The following is a 21,035-nucleotide window of genomic DNA, read 5'->3' on the forward strand; positions in this document are numbered from 1 at the left end:
CCGTGCCCTATCGCCGCTCCGCCGACGAGACAGCGCCGGCGACCTCGGCGGCGACGAGGCTCCTCCGCCTCGACGCGGCCGGCCACGACGGCGCGAACGGCGCGCGGGGACGGGACGGCGCGCCGGGGAGCGGCGCGCCCGGCAGCGACGCGAGCTCCGCCGCGCCGGGCGCGAACGGCGGGAAGATCGTCGTCGCGCTCTCGAGCGACACGCGCGACGGGATCGCGCACGTCAAGGGCGAGGTCTCGGCGCGGTCGCGCGCGTCCGCGCCGATCGACGTCGAGATCGCGTTCGACCGCCCCGGCATGATCGAGCTCGTCGCGCTCGGCGGTGACGGCGGCGACGGCGGCGACGGCGGACGCGGCGGCGACGGCGCGACCGGGCTGCCGGGATCGGACGCGACGCGCTTCTCGTCCGGGAGCAACGGCGGGCCCGGCGGCGACGGCGGACACGGCGGCAACGGCAGCCACGGCGCGAACGGGGGGAGAGGCGGCGACGTCACCGTTCGCGTTCACGACCGCGACACGCACCTCTTGATGCTGATCGCGCACGACGTCCGCGGCGGCAGCGGCGGCAGGGCCGGTCGCAACGGCCCCGGCGGCTCGGGCGGGAGGGGCGGACGCGGCGGCAGCTCGTACTCGTGGACCACCACCGAGACCTACGTCGACGCGGAGGGGAGATCGCAGTCGCGCACCAAGTTCCACTCGAACCCGGGCGGCTCCACCGGACCGAGCGGACGGAGCGGGTTCGCGGGGACGGCCGCGCTGCGCGACGGCGCGCGCGGCGCGGCCGGGACCTTCCTCGTCGAGGTGAGCGACGACAGAGGGCGCGTCAGCCGCGCGGACTCGCGCTACGACGTGCGGCTCGTGTCGTTCCGTCATCGCAACGCGAACGACGACGGGATCTACGAGCCGGAGGAGCAGGTGTTCGTCGGCGACCTCGAGGTCGAGAACACCGGCGGGATGCCGCTCCCCGCGCACCACGACGTGATCGTGCGCGTGATCGACGACGGCTGGATCGCGCCGAAGGACACGCGCCTCGTCTTGCCGCGATCGCTCGCGCCCGGGCAGCGCCACCTCTTCACTGATCGGGAGCTCGAGCTCGCCCTCCGCCTCTTCCGCCCGCAGGCGACGGGCGGACCGCTCGCCGCGCCGGAGACGATCCGCCTCGTGTGCGAGCTGCCGAGCGTGCGCCGGAGCTTCGGCGCGTTCGCGTCGCCGGCGACGGACGAGATGGGGCGCATCGTGGTGCGCTTCCCGATCGAGCTGTCGCCGGTGAGGAGCCTCTTCTCGCTCTCGCCGGGGCAGGCCGCGCGCGTCCGCTGGTCGATCACGAACGCGTCGGAGAAGACGTTCGGCCTCGAGGGCGAGGCCGGCCGCGCGGTCGGCGTGCGCCTGCGGCTCGAGGGCGGCGAGCTCGGCGAGGACGACGTCCTCTTCGTCGATCCGTCCGGGACGCGGCGATCGCTGCGCGACGGCTACGAGGTCGACGTCCCCGCGATCGGGCCGAAGAAGACCGCGACGTTCGAGGGGACGATCGCGATCGCGCCGCACGCGCGACCGTACGCGTGCGTGCGCCTCGTCGCGAGCGCGGAGCTCGGGCACGTCGGCGCGCCCTCGACGACGCGGCCGATCCAGCTGCAGGAGCTCACGATCCGCGTCGGCCAGCCCAAGGACGAGGGCGACGCCGACGTGCTCCTCGTCACCAACAACCGGACGACGGACGAGGAGGTCGAGGCGTGGCGCGCCGTCCACCGCGACCTCGGGCTCTCGATGTCGATCTGGGACGCGTCGCTCGAGGGTGGGATGAGCGTGCTCACGGAGGTCGCGGCGCGCGAGCGCGCCTACCGCGCCGTGGTCGTCCTCGACGACGTGATGGACACGGCCGTCGGGACGCGGCACGCGAGCGCGCTCATCGGCAAAGAGACCGTGCACGCGGTGACGCGCGCCGACACGCATGTATTGTACATAGGCCCGAAGCCGCCGCTCGACGAGCTCGCCGTCCCTTCGCCGGCGGGGATGAGCTTCGAGGTCCACCGCTGGTACCTGTCGCCGTGGGCGACGCCGAGCGAGGCCCAGCTCGAGGCGCGCGCGGAGGACGTCGCCGAGCGCTTGCGGCGCCGCTACCCCGATCGCCGCTGGGTCGTCGTGTGGCGCTTCGCGCCGGAGGTGAAGGACGAGATCGCGTGGGCGCGCCGCGTGCGGCTCGGCACGATCGAGGTCCGCCGCACGTTCGCGCGCGGCGCGATCACCGAGGTCGTCGCCGGCGCGGAGGACCTCCACCGCGCCTCGTTCGTGCGCGACGACGCGACGTACGCGGCCCTCGTCCACGCGCTCCCGTTCGCGACGAAGCTCGCCCTCCTCGAGCGCGGCGGCGCGTACGGCGCGCGCACGCCGAAGCTCGCGGGCGGGATCGAGGACGTCCTCGCCGCCGCCGTCGTCGCCGACCTCGCCCACGAGCAACGCGCGATCGCGCCGCACGTCCGCGCGTCGCGCGCGGAGCTCCTCCGGCGGATGCCGCTCCTCCGCGCCTTCACCGACGCCGAGCGCGGCCCGCCCGGCGTCACGCTCGAGAGCGCGGCGGGGAAGAGGCTCGTCGAGATCGCGGCGTGGCTCGACTTCATCGCGCGCGGGCACGCGCGGTGGTTCGACTGGATCCCGCCGCTCCCGCTCCTCCGCCGCGGCCCCCGCCTCCGCGGCGCCGCGCGGAGCGCGCTCGCGCGCCTCGTCTTCGCCGATCCCGACGCCGCGAGGAAGGCGATCGCGCGGCGCCGCAAGCAGATCGCGCGCGCGCGGAAAGAGACGCTCCTCCGCCCGCTCGACTTCGCGCTCGATCGCGTCGAGGCGGGCCTCGCGGGGCGCGAGGTCCGCTCCGACGCCCAGGTCGTCCCCGCCGCTCGCGTGCTGACGCACGACGAGCTCGCCGCGATCGCGAAGGCGGACGCCAAGCACGCCTCACGCGCGCGGAAGACCATCGCCGCCTCCGCCGCCGCGCGCGCCGAGATGCTGCAGACCACGGGCTACGCCGAGCTCGCCGTCCGCGCCCGCGTCGAGGTCGCTCCGCCGATCCGCGTCGCCACCCCCGAGCTCGAAGAAGAAGACGACGACGACGATCGCGAGCTCGCCGACGCCGGCGACCTCGCCGCCCTCCGCGAGCAGCGATGATGGTACGACCGGGACATGCGCAAGCAAGACGCCGTGCCGCCGGTGTTCGGCGACGGGCCGGAGGTCCAGAACGAAGAGGAGCTCGCCGCGTGGCTCGCGCAGCAGCAACGAGCGGTGATGCTCCCCTTCACGGTGTGGCGAACACCGCCGCGCGTCGGAGCCGTCGGCGTGCACGACGCGCCGCCGCCGAAGACCTGCCGCCTCGACGACATGGCGCTGGGCGTGCCGCTCGCCGAGCGCCTGCGCCACCTCTTCGACGACGCGAGCCCGTGCCACCTCTGGCTCGCGGGGCGCTTCGCGTCCGACGACACGTTCCTCGTGCGCGCCGTGCACGAGCCCGTGACCCCCTCGCCCGCGCTGCGCGCCCGGTCGGTGCGCGGGCCCGAGTGTCTGGCGATCCGCGCGCTGACGCCGATGCACTGCGCGCGCGGGAGCGCTCGCTGCGAGCGATGCGCGGAGGCGGCGCTCCGCCCCTCGTCCCTCGCGCTGCTCGATCTGTGCCCGTACGGCGATCGCGCGCGGCCGACGACGAAGACCACGCGCGACGGCCGCGCGGTGTGGTGCGCCTACGACGTGCTGCGCACGTTCGCGAGCGAGGCCGAGGCGACCGAGTTCGCGCGCCGGCACGGCATCACCGACGTCACGTAACGCTCCGGCGACACCGGCCACGACCGTGTCCGGTGCCGAGATCCCGCGTCGAGCGAGGGAGACGATGTAGGACGATCGGAAGGCCGCCGTTCGATCATGATCGAATCGTGCGCAGACACCGTAAGAATCCGCTCATGGCGATGCTCCGATCCACGTCGAACAAGCGCGGCTGGGCGAAATTGTCCGCTGAGCATGGACAACGCGCCGCTGGTACAGCAGCTGCTGTGGAAACGTTCGATGCGAACGGCAACGGCGATCCAGCTCCTCTCGCTCATGCTGGCGACGCTCTGCTGGTTCGGTTGCGACCCGATCGTCGCCCCCATCGAGGAGAAGGACGAGCGGACCTCGAACCTCGAGAACCGCTCGCGCACGCTCGTGTCGACGAAGAAGGAGCCGAAGCGCGTCCCGCCCGCGATCGCGATCGAGCCCGCGGACGGCACGTTCTTCACCGACCGCGCCCCGAGCGGTCTCGCCGTCACCTTCAGCGGCTTCACCACCGAGCCCGGTCAGACCGTCGAGGTGCAGGTCCTCGCCGCCGGCGCGTCCGTCGCCAACGGCAACTGGGTCACGATCGCGACCGCCGCCACCGCGACGACGGAGACCACGTTCAACGACGCCGACCCGATCTTCCGCTGGGAGGTCCGCGCCGTCCCGTCGTCCGGCGCCGAGTGGCCCTCCGGCGGCCTCGTTCGCTTCCGCACCGTCGCCGTCGGCAACGGCGAGCGGACGCTCCTCCCCTTCTACGACGTGAGCGCGGGTGACTGCGCCGCGCGCGTCGGTGAGAAGTCCTGGAAGACGGTCCTCAAGACCTGCAAGAGCCCCTTCAGCCCGGAGCTCGGCGCGAAGCTCGGCTCCTCGACGAAGGCGGCCTCGCTCGTGTCGTCGTTCCCGAAGCCGGGCGACGACTTCTTCCCGAACTACCTGAGCCGCAAGGGCTACATCGAAGAAGAAGAGACGGTCGCCTACTACGACGCGATCGCCGCGCCGCCGACGCTCGCCGACTTCGCCGACCGCTTCGGGTTCAACGCGGACGATCTGTTCGACGGCGACGGCGATCAGGCGTCCGCGCTCTACTACAACAACGGCGACCTCGCGATCGGCCGCGAGATCCACTGCCGGAGCTTCGTGGAGGACGGCGAGCAAGGCACCGCCTGCATCACGCGGAACTACGGCGTCCTCGACGACGGGACGCCCGACTTCAGCGGCGACCCCGACCAGGCCATGCGCGACGCGATCGACAACGTGAACAGCTTCGCCGCCGTGTGCATGGTGAAGTTCGGCACGAAGTTCAACGGCGCGCCGAACGACGTGCAGTTCATCGTCTACGACGCGCAGGGCGAGCTCGCGAACCGCGCGGGGCTCGACACGTTCACCTCGAACGACGCGATCCCGAACAACTGCCTCAACTGCCACGGAGGCATCTACGACCGCCGGAACAGCGTCGTCATCGGCGCGTCGTTCCTCCCCTACGATCCGGAGGCGTTCCTCTTCTCGAACGAACCCGGCTTCACGTACGAGGACCAGGAAGACGAGTTCCGCAAGCTCAACGTGCTCGTGCGGAACGCGGGCCCTCCCCCGGGCACCCTCCAGTTCATCAACGGCCTGTACGGCGACGAAGCGGAGGTCGAAGGGACGAAGTCCAACCTCGATTGGATCCCCTCCGGCTGGGCGTCGACGCAGGAAGGAAAGACGATGTACCGCGAGGTCTACAAGCAGTTCTGCCGCACGTGCCACACGTCGCAGGTCGGCGACTATGGCTTCCTCACCTACGAGGACTTCAAGGCGGAAGGCGCGAAATCGCTGCAGGGTGCATGCATCGGGAACGACATGCCGGTCGCGGAGGCGACGATGAACCACCTCTGGCGCAGCCCCGCCCGCGCGTACCTCCTCAACTCGCTCGAAGGCGCGAGCTCGTGCTCGCCGGTCGGAGACTTCTAGTGACGCGCCTCCTCCTCCTCTTCGTCCTCGCCGCCTTCGCCTTCGCCTGCGAGATGCCGTCGGTCAACGTCAAGGCGAAGCGTGATCGCTCCGTGGGTACGGACGAGTCCGAAGTGAGGGAAGACGACGACGAAGACGACGCGAGCGACGAGGACGACGACGTCGTCGAGACCGACGTGAGCCCCACCGACACGACGCCCGACCCGACCCCGCCGCCCGCGCCGAAGGACGTGTTCGAGGGCGCCCCCGCGTTCGCGGGGAACCGGCCGGGCACGGAGTCGTCCGATCACCACCTCGGATCGTCGAACGCGGGCAAATCGTGCATGTCGTGCCACGCCCCAGGCAAGGGCGCGCCGACGTTCGTGTTCGGCGGCACCGTCCAGCGCTCGCGGACGAACACGCAGGGCGCCGCCGGCGTCGAGGTCCGCGTCATCGACGACAAGGGCGCCGAGATCGCGCTCGCCACGACCGACTCCTCCGGCAACTTCTGGTTCAAGGGCGCCGCCCAGATCCCCGGCGGCTCGCGCGTCGCCATCCGCGACGCCGCCGGCGTCCAGAAGATGAACGGCGCGATCGCGACCGGCGCGTGCAACAGCGGCGGTTGCCACACGAAGGAGCTGCCGATCTTCCTCGCCCCCTGAAGCACGGGCCGTTACGCTTCCCCCGTTGGACGAAGCGGATCAACGCGCCGAGGTCGGCCTTGCCGCCAGCGCCCTCGTCATGACGTCGGCGGTCGCGATCGCGGCGAAGCTCGCCGGCGTCGTGATCGCGCCGGGAGCGCGCGGGATCTTCGGAGAGCGAGAGGTCGTCCTCGTCGAGACGATCGCGGGCACGCTCGCGTACACGCTCGCGGGGCTCCTCGTCGCGCTGATCTGCGCCGCCTCCTTCGAGCTCGCGCGCGCGAAGACGGTGCACGTCGCGACGAGGGGGAGCGTCGTCGCGGTCTCCGGCCTCGTCGTCGCGCTCGCGTCGCCGGCGGTGGTGGAGCGACTCCCCACCTTGCCTTCGCTCGCGCTCGCGGTCATCACGAGCTTCGCCGTCGTCGTCGCGGGGCTCACCGTGTTCCGCGCGCCGCGCACGCGCGCGATCGGCGGCGTGCTCGCGCTCCTCGCGTTCGGCGGGCTCTGCCGCGCGCTCGCGTGGGAGACGTCGGCCGCCTCGTTCGAGCGCGGGAGCATGGGCCTCCACGACGTCGCGCGCGTGCTCGCGACGATCGCGGTCGGCACCCAGGCGCTCGCCGCGCTCGTCGCCGCGGGGTGGATCGGCACGCGCTCGCGCTGGCGCGGCCGCGTCCTCGCGAACGCCGCGATCCTCGCCGCGTTCCTCGTCACGTGGCTCGCCGCGCGCGGGGCCGACTCGCCCTCCGCCTTCGAGTCGGTGCTGCGCACGTCGCTCCCCGCCGCCGCGGCGGTGACGCCCGCGCCGTACGTGCTCGGATCGATCGCGGTCTTCCTCGTCCCCGCCTCGATCTTCCTCGCGCTCGTGCTCCTCTTCCTCCGCGAGGAGCCGCCGCTCGTCACCGCGCCGATCGGGCTCGTCCTCCTCTCGAGCGGCGTCCTCGACGTGCCGCTCCACGCGCTGCTCGCGACCGCGGGCGCAGAGTGGGCGCTCCTCGCGCTCGCGACGGTGGAGCGTCAGCGATCGGGCGTCCAGCAGCCGATGTCCGAGCCTTCCCTGCCCTGAAGCGACACGAGGCCGGTGCAGTAGTCCTTCGGCAGCTTGTCGCTCTCCGCGCGCGAGCAGCCGATCCCGCGCTTGGGCAAGCCGGGGATCGACTTCGGACACTGCGCGCAGTCTCCGCCCGGCGCCGCCTTCGCGCAGAAGCGCTCCGTCGTGTACTCCCCCTTCGTGCAGACCCCGTCCTCGCCGCAGTCGAGGTCGGAGCGGCACGGAGAGCAGAGCTCGCCGTCGCCGATGCACAGCTGCGAGCGCGGGTAGCAGACCTTGACCGCCTCATCACCGAACTGCAACGTCCGGCACGCCGCCTCGTTCGGGCAGCCCTGCGTCGAGGTGCACTCCGGCGTGCAGAACCACCGATCGCTCGCGTCGGGGATGCAGTACTGCTTCACGCCCGCGAGCGCGGGGCAGTCGATGTCGCTCGCGCACTCGGAGCAGTACGCGCGCCGGACGCAGGCCTTCTGCGTCGCGGAGGCGCCGTGTTGCCTTCGCTTCGCCGTGTTCGCGTTCGGGTAGTTGTTGATCGACTCGCAGCCGAAGCCCGCGCCGCAGTCGGTGTTCGACTCGCAGCCGTAGGTCGTGCAATACGCGTTGCCGTCGCTCGGCGACGTGGCGTAGCAGTAGAAGCCCTGCGCGGTGTCGCACGCCGGGTTCTCGACGCCGAGGTTCGCCTGGCAAGGCGTGCCCCACTGCCCGTCCGCTTGCGGGGTCACCGGCGTGCGGGTGTCGCCGTCGCCGAACCCGGCGGTGTTCTGCACGCAGAACGGCGGGACGCCGGCGCCGGGATCGGTGTCCATGCAGATGTACCCGAGCGGACAGCTCGTCTCGGGCTCGTCGTTGGAGCCGCAGGTCTTCCGGCACTTCGTCTCTCCCGCGAACGGGAGGCACGTGTTCCCGGGCAAACACTTCGCCGAGTCGCACGCGGCCGCGGCCATGACGACGGTCGTCTTGTCACCGCACGCGGCGACGGCGAGGACGACACCGGCCGCCACCGAGAGGACAAGGAAGCTTCGAAACACGGCCATTAAGCGGTGTACCCCTGCCTTGCCTCACTCGCAAGCGAAGCGCACCATAGGAAGGCTGGTCGGCAAGTCCTTGACGGCGAACCGACGGCGGGTAAAAGCCCTCTCGAGGTGGTCTCCATGAAGCTCGTCTCCGTCCTCACCGCTTCCACTCTCCTCGTCCTCGCGGCGTGCTCGTCGGACGAGACCCCCGCGACGGGCGCCGGCTCCACGAGCGGCGACCAGGGCGGAGGCGTCACGGGCGACGGCGTCGGCGCGGCCAACTCGGCGCCGGACACGAACCCGAAGGGCGACAAGTACCCGACCACGGGCATCGGTCGCCAAGAGGGCACCGTCATCCAGAACTACAAGTTCGTCGGCTACCCGGACGCGGAGCAAGGCGCCGGCCTCAAGCCGATCTCGCTCGCGCAGTTCTACGATCCGAGCGGCGAGACCTACAAGATGATCCACCTCCAGGCCGCCGGCAGCTGGTGCTCGGTGTGCCGCGCGGAGACGACCGCGCTCCTCCCGATCGAGGCCGAGCTGAAGAACCGCAAGGTCGTCTGGATCGTGAGCCTCGCGGAGGGCCCGACCCCCGGCACGCCCTCGAACGAGACCGACCTCAAGAACTGGATCAAGGACTTCGACTCGCCGTTCACGCACGTCCTCGATCCGAACAACAAGAACCTCGGCGTCTTCTACGATCGCTCGGCGCTGCCGTGGAACGCCGACATCGACGCGCGCACGATGAAGATCCTCCACTCGAGCACGGGCGGCGCCACCACCGGCGACAAGCTCCTCGAGGAGATCGACAAGTCGCTCGCCAAGCTCTCCCAGTGATCAAGCGACTCGCATCCACCGGCGCCGTCCTCGCCCTCCTCGTCGCCGCGTGCGGCGGGGAGCAAGCCACCGGCGCGGGCGCCACCACCGCCGGCGCGCAGTCGTCGGACACCGGCGCGACCGCGTCCGACTTCTCCGCGCGCGACATCGACGGCAACACGGTGAAGCTCTCGACCTACCTCGGGAAGCAAGCCATCCTCCTCAACTTCTGGCAGACGTGGTGCGAGCCGTGCGTCGCGGAGTTCCCGCACCTCCGGAAGCTCTACGAGGCGAACAAGGACAAGGGCTTCATCCTCTTCGGCGTCGCGATGGACGGCCCCGAGACGGTCGCCAACGTCCCCGCCTTCGCGAAGCGGAACCAGCTGAACTTCTCCGTCCTCCTCGACGAGGACTCGCACGTCGCCCAGATCTACAACCCGAAGAAGTCGGCGCCGCTCTCGGTGCTGATCGACAAGAGCGGGAAGATCGCCGCCATCCGCGAGGGCTACAACCCCGGCGACGAGGAGTACCTCGCCCGCGACGTCGCGAAGGTCCTCGACGCTTCGAGCGCACCCAAGTAAACCGCCGTCGTGAAACGCGGCAGCCTCGTCGGCCTGGCGATCCTCCTCGCCGCGGGGGACGCGCGCGCGGTCGATCTGCCGAAGGCCTTCGGCGCGCCGGTGAAGCTCGACGTCACCGAGACCTCGATCGTCGCGCAGCGCTTCTCCGCGCGCGCGGGCGAGCAGTCGGAGAACCAGGGCTACTTCGCGTGGCTGAACCGCCTGAACCTCGTCCTCGGGTGGAACAAGTTCACGCTCGGCGCGCGCATCGACTCCTCTTATTACGCGCTCCGCCCGGAGGACAACCGCGACAACCCGGACCGGCGCCAGCTCCTCGTCACCGACGGCTCGACGCGCTACCGCGACGCGATCTACCCGGCGAAGCTGTGGCTCTCGTACAAGAACGCCGGCGTCGAGGTCACCGCCGGCGACAGCTACGTCCAGTTCGGCCGCGGCCTCACGCTCTCGGTCCGCAAGGTCGACGAGCTCGGCATCGACACCACGATCTTCGGCGGCAAGGTCACGGTCCAGAAGGATCCGTTCGGCGTCACGCTCGTCGCCGGCCTCGCCAACCCCGCGCGCGTCGACGAGCCGACCGGCCGCGCGCTCTTCCCGTCGAAGACGATCCCGGAGCTCGGCGGCTTCGCCCCCACCCCGCCGCAGCCGCTCTTCGGCTCCGATCGCATCGTCGGCGCGGAGATCTCCGCCGGCCGCGGCCTCCCCGTCATCCTCTCGACCCGCCTCGTGCGGATGACGAAGTGCGCGCCCTACCGCTACGACGCGAACGGGAACATCGACACCAACCTGCTCGATCGCCCGATCGGCACCTGCAACGAGACCGACCGCGAGGCTTGGCTCGACGATCTCCCGTCCACGATCGGCCCCGTCATCGCCGCCCGCAACACGACGAACATCGGACAGAGCATCGAGGTCCCGAGCTTCTGGGGCCACGGCAACTTCTACCTCGAGGGCGCGTTCCAGCGGCGCGAGCCGGAGCGCGTCCGCGCCGCGCACATCGACGGCAACGCGCTCTACGCGTCGCTCGTGAACACGGGGGGACCGATCGCGAACACGCTCGAGGTGAAGAGCTACCGCAACTACTACCCGCTCGCGGGGAGCGTGAACGTCACGCGCGCGGCCGCGTTCTCGAACATCGCCTACTCGATCCCGCCGACCGCGGAGCCGATCATCGCGGACTCGATGTTCGGCAACTACAACGTCTGCGTGAACAGCGCGCGCGATCGCTTCGACTATCGCTTCACGCCGACGTTCCTCGCCTACGGCGCCTACGCGTACTCGGTCTCGAAGTCGGAGATCTTCGGCGGCGAGTGCGACCGCTGGGGCAAGAGCACGGGGCAGCCCGCGGTCAACACGACGAACTTCATCCACGACGGCACGCTCGGGGTGGAGGCGCGCTTCGACGACGACAAGTCGGCGCTCTTCGCGAACGTCGTCGCGCGCCACGACGTCATCGACAACGGCACGCCCTACTACCGCGAGCTCGCGGCGCAGTACTCGTTCACGAAGTACATCAAGGGTCCGTACTCGGTCGAATTCGCGGGCCGCCATCGCTACCGCGTCCAGGACGGAGAGAACATCCGCGGCCCGACCAAGGGCGAGCCTTGGTGGCAGGGGGAGCATCAGACGGTGCTGAAGGTCGCGCCGAAGTGGGTCGTCTCGCAGGGCGTCGAGTACACGACGCTCGTCGGCCTGCCGACCTACTACATCAACGGGAGCGTGCTCTACCGCTTCACGAGCGAGTCCAACATCCGTCTCTACGCCGGCCAAAATCGTGGCGGATTGCGATGCATCAGCGGGATCTGTCGTATTTTCCCAGCGTTCAGCGGCGTCAGGGCCGAGCTCACCCTTCGTTTCTGAGCCGTGTCCGTGCCATCGGGTGGGCCCTCTGCTACCTCTTAAGCGTGCTTCGCTTGCGATGTGCGGCTCCCCTCATCGCCGCCTTCTTCCTCGCCTCCGCCTGCGGCTCGGATACGACCACGACGGCCGATCCGAACGCCGCTGGTCCGAACTTCCCTCCGACGGAGGGCAAGGGCGGCACCGTCATCGACCTGAGCGGTGACAGCCGACGCGGCAAGTCGCGGAGCTGCGCGAAGTCGAACCCCGGCACCGACAACAAGTGTGGCGGCGTCGCGGGCGACGACAAGGCGCTCGGCAACACGGACTGCTGCGAGACGCGCGTGGTCCAGGGCGGCTCGTACAACCGCTTCAACAACCCGAAGTTCCCGGCGACGGTCTCGACCTTCCAGCTCGACACGTTCCTCGTCACCGCGGGCCGCTTCCGCGCGTGGGTCGACGAGATGAAGGGCAACCTCCGCTCGAGCTCTCCTCCCGCCGGCGCGGGCGCGCACCCGAAGATCCCGAACAGCGGCTGGCGCACGGAGTGGAACCGCTTCCTCCCGACGAGCCGCGCCGAGGTCGATCGCATGTTCAGCCGCGAGGACAGCGTCGAGGGCAACCTCGCCTGCCAGTTCGGGACGAACATCTACGAGCAGGGCGCGCTAACGTGGTGGACGGCGCAGCTCGAGAAGGAGATCAAGGACACGACGGAGGACGAGGACGTCCGCGCCGAGAACACGAAGGAGGCGCTCGATCGGAAGCCGATCAACTGCATCCCGTGGCAGGTGCTCTTCGCGTTCTGCATCTGGGACGGCGGCCGCCTCCCGACCGACGCCGAGTTCGGCTACGCCGCGGCGGGCGGCAGCGAGCAGCGCCGCTTCCCGTGGGGCAACATGGAGGACGGCGATCTCGCCCCGATCGGCGACCTCCAGAACGTGTCGTTCGTCCCGACGTTCACGGCGGGCAAGAAGTACATGGCGGCGCGGCTGTGGGACACGCGCATCGGCAACGGCAAGAACGTCTTCGAGGACAACTACGGCCTGACGTGGGGCGCGAACACGTTCGACGAGGTCCTCGGCAACGCGCAGCACATCATGCCGGTCGGCCGCCGCCCCGACGGCGCGGGCAAGTGGGGGCAGCTCGATCTCGCGGGCAACATGTTCGAGTGGATGCTCGACGAGGGGCCGATCCAGCCCGGCACGTGCAAGGACTGCGCGAACGTCGACTTCCCGAAGCCGACCGAGTTCGACCCGAAGGTCGACATGGATCCGGAGCGCAAGCCCGACTTCCACAACAAGACGGCCGGCGGCGTGAGCTGGTGGCGCGGCGGCGCGCGCTCGATCCGCGGCGGCGCCTGGGACAACGCGTACATGCTGTCGAACTCGCCGACCGAGGGCGAGATCGACTACTACACGGCGTACCCGCTGCTCCGCACCTATCGCTCGCTCGGCGGCCGCTGCGCGCGCAACCCCGACTAGCGCTCACGGCGGGATCAGCACCGGCGCGGTGAGGGTCTCGAGGAAGCTCGGGAGGAGCGTCACCGAGCTTTGATCGAAGGTCGGGACCCACTGCTCCGTCGTGCCGATCGCGCGCGGATCGGCGTGAGGGAGGCCGCGGGTGGAGTAGTGCGCCGCGACCTCGAGGAGATCGGGGAAGGTGCCGCCGTGGCCGAAGGGCGCGGAGCCGGGGAGGCCGCGGAGCGGGGGCGTCTTGAAGGAGCCGAGCATCGCCGCGCTCTCGGCCGGGACCTTCTTCGCCGCCGAGGGCGCGTCGCTCCACTTCGACGACGCGAGGAACTCCGCGCCGGCGAGCTTCTTCACGCCGTCGGCGCGCCCGAGGTCGGCGGCGTCGTCCTGGCGTCCGGTCGGGAAGCGGAGGACGTGGAACGCGTCGTCGGTGAGGCGCGGGCCGTAGTGACACTGCGCGCAGCCGCTCTCGAAGAACATGTGGAGCCCGTCCTTCTGCTGCTTGCTCAGCGCGGCGAGGTCGCCGCCGGCGTACGCGTCGAACGAGTTGGTCCCGACCGAGAGCGAGCGCTCGAACGCAGCGAGCGCCTTGCCGACGTTGACGAAGACGCGCGTCACGCGCTCCTTGTCCGCGTCGGAGAGCGCGTCGTACGCGGCGTCGCCGGGCTTTCCCTCCGGCGGCAACGCCGCGATCGCGGCCGCGGGGAGCGGGTACTTCGCGCCGAACACCGCGTCGTACTTGGTCGCGTACGACTCGGCGATGCGGTGCGCGATGAAGAGGCGGCTCGACCCGTGCTCGCGCGCGTCCTCGAACGGAAGGAGCGCCTGCATCCACAGCGTGTCGGCGCGCCCGTCCCAGAACTGCCAGCGCGAATAGGCCGCGAGCGCGACGCCGGGCGTGTTGCGATCGACCTTCGCGACGCCCTCGGACTGCGGCAAGCCGTCGGTGAAGCCGAGCCCTTCCATGTGGCACGTCGCGCACGACGTCTTCGCGTTGGGGGAGAGGGTGGGGTCCTCGAAGAGCGTGTGCCCGAGCGACGCGGCGCCGGGATCGTCCTCGTAGGCGTTCGTGGGATCGGGCGGCGGGCGCTCGCCCTTCCACTGCATCCCGCGGATGAGGTCCATCTGCTCGGCGTGGAACAGCCCGTCGACGAGCGGCGTGCGCGGCGCCGGCACCGGCTCGGCGCCGTCGACGTCCGCGATCGACGACGCGACGCGCGCGAACAGCGCGTCCGGCGGCGGATCGCCCGCGCTGCGCAGGATCTTCATCGTGCGCGTGTCGATGAAGACGTAGACCGGCAGCGGCAACCGCGTCGCGAGCGCGGGCCCGAACGTGAACGCGGGGTCTTTCGCGACGAGCCGCGGCGCGTCGATCTTGGAGCGCCAGTCGACGAGCGCCTCCGTGTCCGGCGCGTCGTTGTCCCGATCGGCGACGAGGAGATCGAGGAGCACGAGCCGCTCCGCGAAGCGCGGCTCCTCGAGGAGCGCCTTCGTATGCGCGACGTGCCACTGACACGTCCCGCACCACGCCCCGCTCGTCCGCACGACGAGGACGCGCGACCGCGGCGCGCACGGCTCGTAGAACGAGTCGAGCGCGACCGGCCCGTCGACCCCTTCGAACGTGAGCCCCGGCGGCACCACCCCGTCCGTCTCGAGCGCATACGGCCCGGCCGGATACACCGCGACGGGCTCCCCGTCGATACAAACGCCGCTCGCCTGCGCGGGGGGAGGAGGCGGCGGATCGTCGCTCCCGCACGCGACGACGACGGCGAGCGCGAGGGAGGAGACGAGGACGGAGCGGCTCATCACGGCTCACCACGTGATGACGCCGGGCGCGCGGGCGAGCTTCTTGTCGCTCGGCGAGAAGAGGACGAGCGCGAGGCCGCCGGCGAGGAGGGCGCCGCCGGCGATCATCGTCACGGTGGAGACCGTCGCGTAGCCGTAGGCGGTGTCGGCCTCCTCGATCGAGCTGCGCGGGCAGCCGCGGATCCCGTCGACGCGGCACGACGCCGTCGCCGCGTTGTAGGTGCTCGCGGCGAAGAGCGCGAAGAGGCCGCCGACCGTGAGGCCGACCGCGCCCGCGGCGCTCGTCGCGACGCCGGCGATCTCCATCGGCGACCACTTCGCCGGCGGAGGCTTCTTGAGCTGGCCGAAGCCGGGAGGCAGCGCCGTCACCGGACGCGGCGGCTCCGGCGGCGGCGGGAGCTTCTCGAGCAACGGCAGCTCGAAGGTCGCGTCGCCCTCGTCGACCGAGAGCTTCTTCTCGATCGAGATGTAGCCGTCCGCGCCGGCGCCGACGACGTGCTCGCCGGGGTCGACCGGGATCGCGACGCCCCACTCGCCGGGCGCGAGCTTCGCGCCGTCGCGCGTGACGACGAGCCCCGGCACCTTCGCCCAGTCGCTCACGGCGATCGTGAGGCGAAGGAGCTTCGGCTCGAGCGCCTCCGCGCGCGCGCGCGCGGTCGCCTCCCAGTCGCTCTTCTGCCCCTTCCGCGCGAGCACCTCCGCTTCGCGGAACGCGCCCCACGCGCTCGCGGTCTGCCCGTTCTTCTCGTAGCAGTTGGCGAGGTTCAGGAGCGTGCTCGCCTTCGGGTCGGCCTCCTGGCTCGCGAGGAACTTCGGGCACGCGTGCGCGAAGTCGCCCGCCTCCGCGTCGGCGAGCGCGCTGTCGAAGAGCTGCTGCGCGCGCGCGCGGTTGTCGGCCTTGACCGGAGGCTCGCTCGGCGGCGGCTCGTCGGCGCGGGCCGCGGTCGGGGTCACGGTCGCGGTCGCGAAGCAGAGCACGCCGGCGACGACGAACGACGCGGCGCGCTTCATTCGCGGACCTTGATGAACCCGGACGGATCGGTCGGCGTCGCGGACGCCGAGGCCTTCGGCTTGGGCTTCGGCGTGGCCGCGATCGCGGTCACGGGCGCGGTCGTCGTCACGGGCGCGAGCGGCGTCGCGGGCGCGGGCGGCGTCGAGACGAGCGTGCTCTCCGCGGGCGGCGGGATCTCGGGCACGACCGTCGGCGGCGGGAGCGGCTGCACGACGATCGCCTCCGGCGCCGGCCCCGCGGTGAGCGGCGGCGGCGTCGATCCGCGCGTGAGCACGAACGAGACGATCATCACGAGCGTGGCGAGGCCGCCGATCGCGATCGGCGCGCGCCAGCTCTTCTTCGCCGGGTGCGCGCGCGAGCTCGTCGCGCCCCACGCCGAGGAGGCCGGGATCGTGTCCGGGCTCAGCTCGTCGTCACCGACGTTCGGCGCGCGCTCCGTCTTCGCGCTGCCGGTGATGACCTGCTCGTCCTGCTTCACGACCGCGCGCTTGCCGCTGACGGTCACCGCCTTCGCCGGATGCACCGGCAGCTTCGACTCGCTCTTCGGGCGCGGAGGGCGCGGAGGGCGCGAGCCCGAGGCGAGCGTCGCGACGGTGCGCGCGGCGGAGCCCTTGTCGCGCTCGCGCGCGAACGGCTCGAGCGCGTTCGCGAGCTCGCCGATGTCGTTCCAGCGCGCGTCCGCCTCCTTCTCGAGGCAGCGCATCACGACGTCGCTCAGCGCGCGCGGGATCTCGGGGCGGTGCTCGTGGACCGGGACGCAGCCCTCCTGCGCGACCTTGAAGCAGAGGTCCATCAAGGTGTCGGCCTCGAACGGGACGTGACCGGAGAGGAGCTCGTACGAGATCGCGCCGAGCGCCCAGATGTCGGATCGCTCGTCGACGTACTTGGACGACCGCATCTGCTCCGGCGCCATGTAGAGCGGCGAGCCGAGGAGCATCTCCGTCTTCGTGAGCGAGAGCATGTCGCTCGAGCTCGGATCGATCGACTTCGAGATGCCGAAGTCGAGCACCTTCACCACCTCCGCCCCGTCACCGCGCGTGAGGAACAGGTTCGCGGGCTTGAGATCGCGGTGCACGATCCCGATCGCGTGCGCCTCGGCGAGGCCCTCGCAGGCCTGGAGGATCCAGCTCACCACGTCCGAGATCGGGAACGGTCCGCCCGCCGCGGCCTTGATCTCGGCGCCGAGGTCCTTGCCCTCGAGGAGCTCCATCACGATGTACGCGCGCCCGTCGTCCATCCGGCCGACGTCGAGCGTCTTCGCGACGTGCGGCCCCTTCAGCTTCACCGACGCCTTCGCCTCGCGCATGAAGCGGCCGATGAGCTCGTCGCTCGCCTGCGCCTGCGGCAAGAGGAACTTGAGCGCGACGCGCCGCTCCTCTTCGAGGTGCATCGCCGAGACGACGATGCCCATCCCGCCCACGCCGATCACCTTCTCGATGCGATATTTCGCGGCGAGGACTTCGCCCTCTTGCACGGGCGCGATCGGGAGCTGGGCGGTGGCGGCCATCCGGCCTCCCGATTTTACAGGCTCTAACGGGGAAATGCCGCGGCATTTCCGCCGTCGACGGTGACGACGCACCCGGTGGTGGCGCGAGCACGAGCGAGATAGGCGAACGCCTCCGCGACGTCCCGGGCGAGGACCTCCCGCTGGAGGAGGTTCGAGCGGAAATACTCGTCCACCGTGATGCCGCGCGCCTTGGCGCGGAGCTCGACCAGCGGCGGGGCGCCGGGCTCGGCCTGGAGGAAGATGTTGGTCCGGATGCGATCGGCGTTGACGGCGTTGGACCGGATCCCGCTCCCGGCGAGGTCGACCGCGTATTGCCGCATGAGCGACACGAGCGCCGCCTTGGCGACGGCGTAGGGCCCGAACCCGGGTCCCTGGTTGAAGGCGCTCTTGCTCGCGTTGAAGGAGACGGATCCGCCGCGACGTTGGAGCTTCATCGTCTCCGCCGCGGCGCGCGCGACGTGGACGTGCGCGAGGAGGTTCACGTCGAGCGAGGCTCGCAGCGCGCCCTCCCCTTCCTTCGTGTCGAGCCGTCCCTCCGCCGCCATGCCGGCGTTGCTCACGACGCAGTCGACGCCGCCGAACGTGAGCGCGGCGACCGCGAACGCGTGCGCGACGTCGCTCTCGCTCGTGACGTCGCAGCGCACCGCCGCCGTCTGCGCCTTCTTGCCGATGCTCTTCACCGCGTCGGCGAGCGCGCCCTCGTCGCGATCGCACAGCACCACGTGCGCGCCGAGCTCGACGAAACACGCCGCGGTGGCGCGCCCGATCCCCGACGCGGCGCCGGTGACGAGCGCGACGGTGCGCGCGAGCGGCAGGTCGGCCGACGGCTTCAGCTTCGCCTGCTCGAGGCTCCAGTATTCGACGTCGAAGAGGTCATCGAGCCCGACCGGCGCGTAGGCGCCGACGTTCTCGGCGCGCGCGATCACGTCGAGGGTGTGCTCGTAGACGTCGGCCGCGATCTCGGCGTCCTTCTTCGTCTTCCCCACCCCGAGGATCCCGACCTTGGGCACGAGCACGATCCGCGGCCACGGATCGAGCTTCTTGCGGCTCAGCCCGCGGCGCTTGGTGACGTCGTCGAAGTACGCGTCGTAGCGCGCGGCGTAGGCGGCGATCGCGGCCTCCGGATCGTCCGCCGGCCCGCGGAGGTGGAGCGGCCACGGCTTCGTGCGGATCACGTGATCGGGCGTGGCGCACCCGCGCTGCGTGAGCGCGTGCGCGTCGGGCCGATCGAGGAACGCGAGGATGGCGGGCGAGCTCCGGAGCGCGACGATGGGCCCGCGCTCGGGCTCGTCTTTCGCGGCGGCGGCGAGCGCGCCGCGCACCGCGACGACGCAGCGGGCGAGCTCGGCCTCCGTCAGCGCGCCGTCGCTCTCGTTCTCGCTCTTGCTCTCGCTCGTGCTCGTGCTCGTGCTCGTCACGGGCAGGAGCGGCGCGCGCTCCTCGCAGCGCGTGACCGCTTCGATCATGCGCTCGTAGCTCTCCTTCGCGGTGTCGCCGAAGGTGAAGATGCCGTGCCGCTCGAGCACCATCACGGTCGGCGCGCGCCCCTCCTTCACCGCCGCGTCCCACGCGACCTTGCACGCCCGCGCGAGCCCGAACCCGGGCATGACGTAGGGGATGAAGAGCAGCTTGTCCCCGAAGAGCACGTCGCACCGCGCCCGCGCGTCGTCCTGATCGACGATCGCGAGGAGCGCGTCGGCGTGGGTATGGTCGATGAACTTGGCGGGGAGCGCCGCGTGCAGCAGCGTCTCCACGCTCGGCGTCGGCGCCCCGGCGTCGAGCAGCGCGAGCCGCAGCTCGTTGACCATCTGCTCGTCGGTCATCGACTCGCGCGCGAGGAGCTTCATGAGCGGCTCCATCCGCACGGCGGGGTGTCCGGGCGGCTCGATCGTGGCGAGGTCCCAGCCCGACCCTTTCACGTGGAGCACGCTCACGCTCTCGCCGAGCGCGGTCGTGGCCTCGGCCTTCACGCTCGTGTTGCCGCCGCCGTGCAGGACGAGCGCAGCGTCCGCGCCGAGGAGCCGCGCGCTGTACGTCCGGAGCGCGAGCTCCTCGCTGACGCCGGCCCCTCGTTCCCGCACCGCGCGCGCGGCCGCCTCGTCGTCCCACCGGCTCTTCATCGGCCGGAGGTTCTACTACGGCGCGGGCTGAGCGACGACGGTTGCGTTGAGGACGTTGACGACGTCCCCGTCGGAGATGAGCTCGATCGTGGCCTCTCCCACCTGGAGCCCGGTGAACGTGTAGTCGTCGCGCGACTGGACCGCTGCGACTTCGATGATGTCGGGCCGGGTCGAGCGCATCGTGAGGGGCATCGGCTCGTCGTCGTCGTCGTAGATGACGACGTGGGCCTTCACGATGTTGCCCTCGGTGATGCGGACGCTCGTGGGCGTCACGGCGTCGGTCGAGCTGAAGCTGGTCCCTTGAATGGAGCTCACGACCGCGGTGACGTCGGTGCGCTGATACGAGTCGCACCCGGCCGCGAGCGCGGCGACGGCGGCGGTAAGCAAGAGCGAGGCGAGGCGTTTCATTCGACGGTGACCTCCAGCTGCGGGTTGAAGCCGCCGGCGTCGACGGCGAGGGTGGCCTTGCCGGCCTCGACCGCGACGAGCTTCGCGACGCCGTCCGACACGGACTCGATGCGCGCGACGTTGTCGGGCGTCACGGTCCATCGCGCGGGCAGCGATCCGGCGAGCGGCCGGCTCGCCGCCTCCGCCGCGATGCGGAGGTTCTTCACCGCCCCGGCGCCGAGCGTCACGCTCGTGAGCTTCGCCGGCGCGCGGACGAGCGAGTCATCGGCGTCGAGGACGACGACGGCGTCGGGCTTCACGACGCGGAGCGAGACGAAGTCGGCGGTCCCGCCCGCCGCGGTCTGCGCCACGATCGTCCCCCACCCTTCGCGCGAGATCGCGGCGATGCGGTTGTCGGGTGCGCCGGTGAAGAACGGCGGGTTCCCGCGCACGGTGATCCCGGCCGAGTCCTCGCGCACGTCGAAGATGGTGACGTTGAGGTCTTCGTTGCGCCGGTACCGAATCCGAAACGTCGACCCGAGCGCGACCCCGTCGCGGGGGAACTTCTCCGCGTCCCCCGCGGACCAGAAGTGGCAGTCGACGCCGTCCTCGCATTGAAAGAGGAATCCGCCGTTGTTGAGCGATCCGCTCTTTACGGCAGGATCGTTCGGTGAGGGTCCACACGCAGTCATACAGAGCGCGCTCGCGAAACCGATCGCGAGGCGCAGGGGCCACCAGTTCATGCCGCTCCTCATTCGCGCACGCGGTCCCCCGCGCACGGCGTGTTGTCGTAGACCTCCCCCGCGCGGGGCCGGGTACGCTCACGGCATCCATCCGCAAGCCCCCGACCCCACGACCAAGCCAATCGAAGGAAGTCCCCCTCACGTCGCAACCCCCATGCCTTCCCCCGATCCCACACAAAAACCGCCCGATCCCGCCTCTAGCCCGCCCCTCCCCCCCGGAGGGCCATGACATGGCTGCCAGCCAACCGTATCCCCCCGGAAACAGTCACCCATCCGCACGCCTACGCGCACCATTCCCCCTTGACACCGCCCCCCCACCAGCGCTAAACG

16 protein-coding genes are annotated in these 21,035 nt (G+C 71.1%); 9 read left to right on the top strand and 7 right to left on the bottom strand.

Features of this window, described 5'->3' with window-relative positions:
* The first annotated feature begins 2 nt into the window (after nt 1–2).
* The 5 genes from KF837_36905 to KF837_36925 all read left to right on the top strand — a co-directional run bounded on the left by KF837_36905 (nt 3) and on the right by KF837_36925 (nt 7,433).
* Complete coding sequence (locus KF837_36905) at nt 3–3,164, top strand: hypothetical protein (GenBank protein MBX3232963.1); 3,162 nt, start codon at nt 3–5, stop codon at nt 3,162–3,164.
* Nucleotides 3,165–3,179: 15 nt separating this feature from the next.
* Nucleotides 3,180–3,812, top strand: coding sequence for a hypothetical protein (locus KF837_36910; protein MBX3232964.1), 633 nt, complete (start codon nt 3,180–3,182; stop codon nt 3,810–3,812).
* A 237-nt stretch (nt 3,813–4,049) separates the two neighbouring features.
* The gene (locus tag KF837_36915; GenBank protein ID MBX3232965.1) at nt 4,050–5,750 is read left to right on the top strand and encodes a hypothetical protein; all 1,701 of its coding nucleotides are present in this window, start codon (nt 4,050–4,052) and stop codon (nt 5,748–5,750) included.
* Nucleotides 5,750–6,391, top strand: coding sequence for a hypothetical protein (locus KF837_36920; protein ID MBX3232966.1), 642 nt, complete (start codon nt 5,750–5,752; stop codon nt 6,389–6,391). Before KF837_36915 ends, KF837_36920 begins: the two co-directional genes overlap by 1 nt.
* 25 nt (nt 6,392–6,416) lie before the next feature.
* Complete coding sequence (locus KF837_36925; protein MBX3232967.1) at nt 6,417–7,433, top strand: hypothetical protein; 1,017 nt, start codon at nt 6,417–6,419, stop codon at nt 7,431–7,433.
* Here the strand turns inward: KF837_36925 and KF837_36930 are convergent.
* Nucleotides 7,385–8,446, bottom strand: a complete 1,062-nt coding sequence (locus tag KF837_36930) for a hypothetical protein (protein MBX3232968.1) — start codon at nt 8,444–8,446, stop codon at nt 7,385–7,387. The two genes, KF837_36925 and KF837_36930, sit on opposite strands and share 49 nt — an antisense overlap.
* A gap of 123 nt (nt 8,447–8,569) precedes the next feature.
* On the opposite strand from KF837_36930, the gene KF837_36935 reads away from it, so the two are divergent.
* Genes KF837_36935 through KF837_36950 form a run of 4 tightly spaced genes read left to right on the top strand, consistent with a single transcriptional unit; the run spans nt 8,570 to nt 13,142 of the window.
* On the top strand, nt 8,570–9,268 hold the full coding sequence (locus KF837_36935) for a hypothetical protein (GenBank protein ID MBX3232969.1): 699 nt from the start codon (nt 8,570–8,572) through the stop codon (nt 9,266–9,268).
* Nucleotides 9,265–9,828: a TlpA family protein disulfide reductase gene (locus tag KF837_36940; protein ID MBX3232970.1), complete on the top strand. Its 564-nt coding sequence runs from the start codon at nt 9,265–9,267 to the stop codon at nt 9,826–9,828. Before KF837_36935 ends, KF837_36940 begins: the two co-directional genes overlap by 4 nt.
* 9 nt (nt 9,829–9,837) lie before the next feature.
* The gene (locus KF837_36945; GenBank protein ID MBX3232971.1) at nt 9,838–11,685 is read left to right on the top strand and encodes a hypothetical protein; all 1,848 of its coding nucleotides are present in this window, start codon (nt 9,838–9,840) and stop codon (nt 11,683–11,685) included.
* 44 nt (nt 11,686–11,729) lie between these two features.
* A complete protein-coding gene (locus tag KF837_36950) occupies nt 11,730–13,142 on the top strand; it encodes an SUMF1/EgtB/PvdO family nonheme iron enzyme (GenBank protein ID MBX3232972.1) in 1,413 nt (470 codons plus the stop codon).
* A gap of 3 nt (nt 13,143–13,145) precedes the next feature.
* Here KF837_36950 and KF837_36955 read toward each other — a convergent pair whose 3' ends face one another.
* Genes KF837_36955 through KF837_36980 form a run of 6 tightly spaced genes read right to left on the bottom strand, consistent with a single transcriptional unit; the run spans nt 13,146 to nt 20,705 of the window.
* The gene (locus KF837_36955; GenBank protein MBX3232973.1) at nt 13,146–14,936 is read right to left on the bottom strand and encodes a hypothetical protein; all 1,791 of its coding nucleotides are present in this window, start codon (nt 14,934–14,936) and stop codon (nt 13,146–13,148) included.
* Between the two features lie 6 nt (nt 14,937–14,942).
* The gene (locus KF837_36960; protein MBX3232974.1) at nt 14,943–15,947 is read right to left on the bottom strand and encodes a hypothetical protein; all 1,005 of its coding nucleotides are present in this window, start codon (nt 15,945–15,947) and stop codon (nt 14,943–14,945) included.
* Nucleotides 15,944–17,455 carry a protein kinase gene (locus KF837_36965; protein ID MBX3232975.1) on the bottom strand — a complete coding sequence of 504 codons (1,512 nt, stop codon included), beginning with the start codon at nt 17,453–17,455 and terminating at the stop codon, nt 15,944–15,946. Before KF837_36965 ends, KF837_36960 begins: the two co-directional genes overlap by 4 nt.
* Before the next feature lie 23 nt (nt 17,456–17,478).
* The gene (locus tag KF837_36970; protein ID MBX3232976.1) at nt 17,479–19,575 is read right to left on the bottom strand and encodes a bifunctional aldolase/short-chain dehydrogenase; all 2,097 of its coding nucleotides are present in this window, start codon (nt 19,573–19,575) and stop codon (nt 17,479–17,481) included.
* Between the two features lie 15 nt (nt 19,576–19,590).
* Complete coding sequence (locus tag KF837_36975) at nt 19,591–19,983, bottom strand: hypothetical protein (protein MBX3232977.1); 393 nt, start codon at nt 19,981–19,983, stop codon at nt 19,591–19,593.
* Nucleotides 19,980–20,705: a hypothetical protein gene (locus KF837_36980; protein MBX3232978.1), complete on the bottom strand. Its 726-nt coding sequence runs from the start codon at nt 20,703–20,705 to the stop codon at nt 19,980–19,982. Before KF837_36980 ends, KF837_36975 begins: the two co-directional genes overlap by 4 nt.
* Nucleotides 20,706–21,035: the final 330 nt, after the last annotated feature.

Origin of the sequence: Labilithrix sp. (assembly GCA_019637155.1) — a bacterium.
GTDB lineage: Bacteria > Myxococcota_A > Polyangia > Polyangiales > Polyangiaceae > Labilithrix.

What these genes read in the sequence shown, in the direction of transcription:
- KF837_36910 (MBX3232964.1), top strand. Translation starts at nt 3,180, where the DNA reads ATGCGCAAGCAAGACGCCGTGCCGCCGGTGTTCGGCGACGGGCCGGAG.
- KF837_36915 (MBX3232965.1), top strand. Translation starts at nt 4,050, where the DNA reads ATGCGAACGGCAACGGCGATCCAGCTCCTCTCGCTCATGCTGGCGACG.
- KF837_36935 (MBX3232969.1), top strand. Translation starts at nt 8,570, where the DNA reads ATGAAGCTCGTCTCCGTCCTCACCGCTTCCACTCTCCTCGTCCTCGCG.
- KF837_36955 (MBX3232973.1), bottom strand. Translation starts at nt 14,936, where the DNA reads ATGAGCCGCTCCGTCCTCGTCTCCTCCCTCGCGCTCGCCGTCGTCGTC.
- KF837_36960 (MBX3232974.1), bottom strand. Translation starts at nt 15,947, where the DNA reads ATGAAGCGCGCCGCGTCGTTCGTCGTCGCCGGCGTGCTCTGCTTCGCG.
- KF837_36965 (MBX3232975.1), bottom strand. Translation starts at nt 17,455, where the DNA reads ATGGCCGCCACCGCCCAGCTCCCGATCGCGCCCGTGCAAGAGGGCGAA.
- KF837_36970 (MBX3232976.1), bottom strand. Translation starts at nt 19,575, where the DNA reads ATGAAGAGCCGGTGGGACGACGAGGCGGCCGCGCGCGCGGTGCGGGAA.
- KF837_36975 (MBX3232977.1), bottom strand. Translation starts at nt 19,983, where the DNA reads ATGAAACGCCTCGCCTCGCTCTTGCTTACCGCCGCCGTCGCCGCGCTC.
- KF837_36980 (MBX3232978.1), bottom strand. Translation starts at nt 20,705, where the DNA reads ATGAACTGGTGGCCCCTGCGCCTCGCGATCGGTTTCGCGAGCGCGCTC.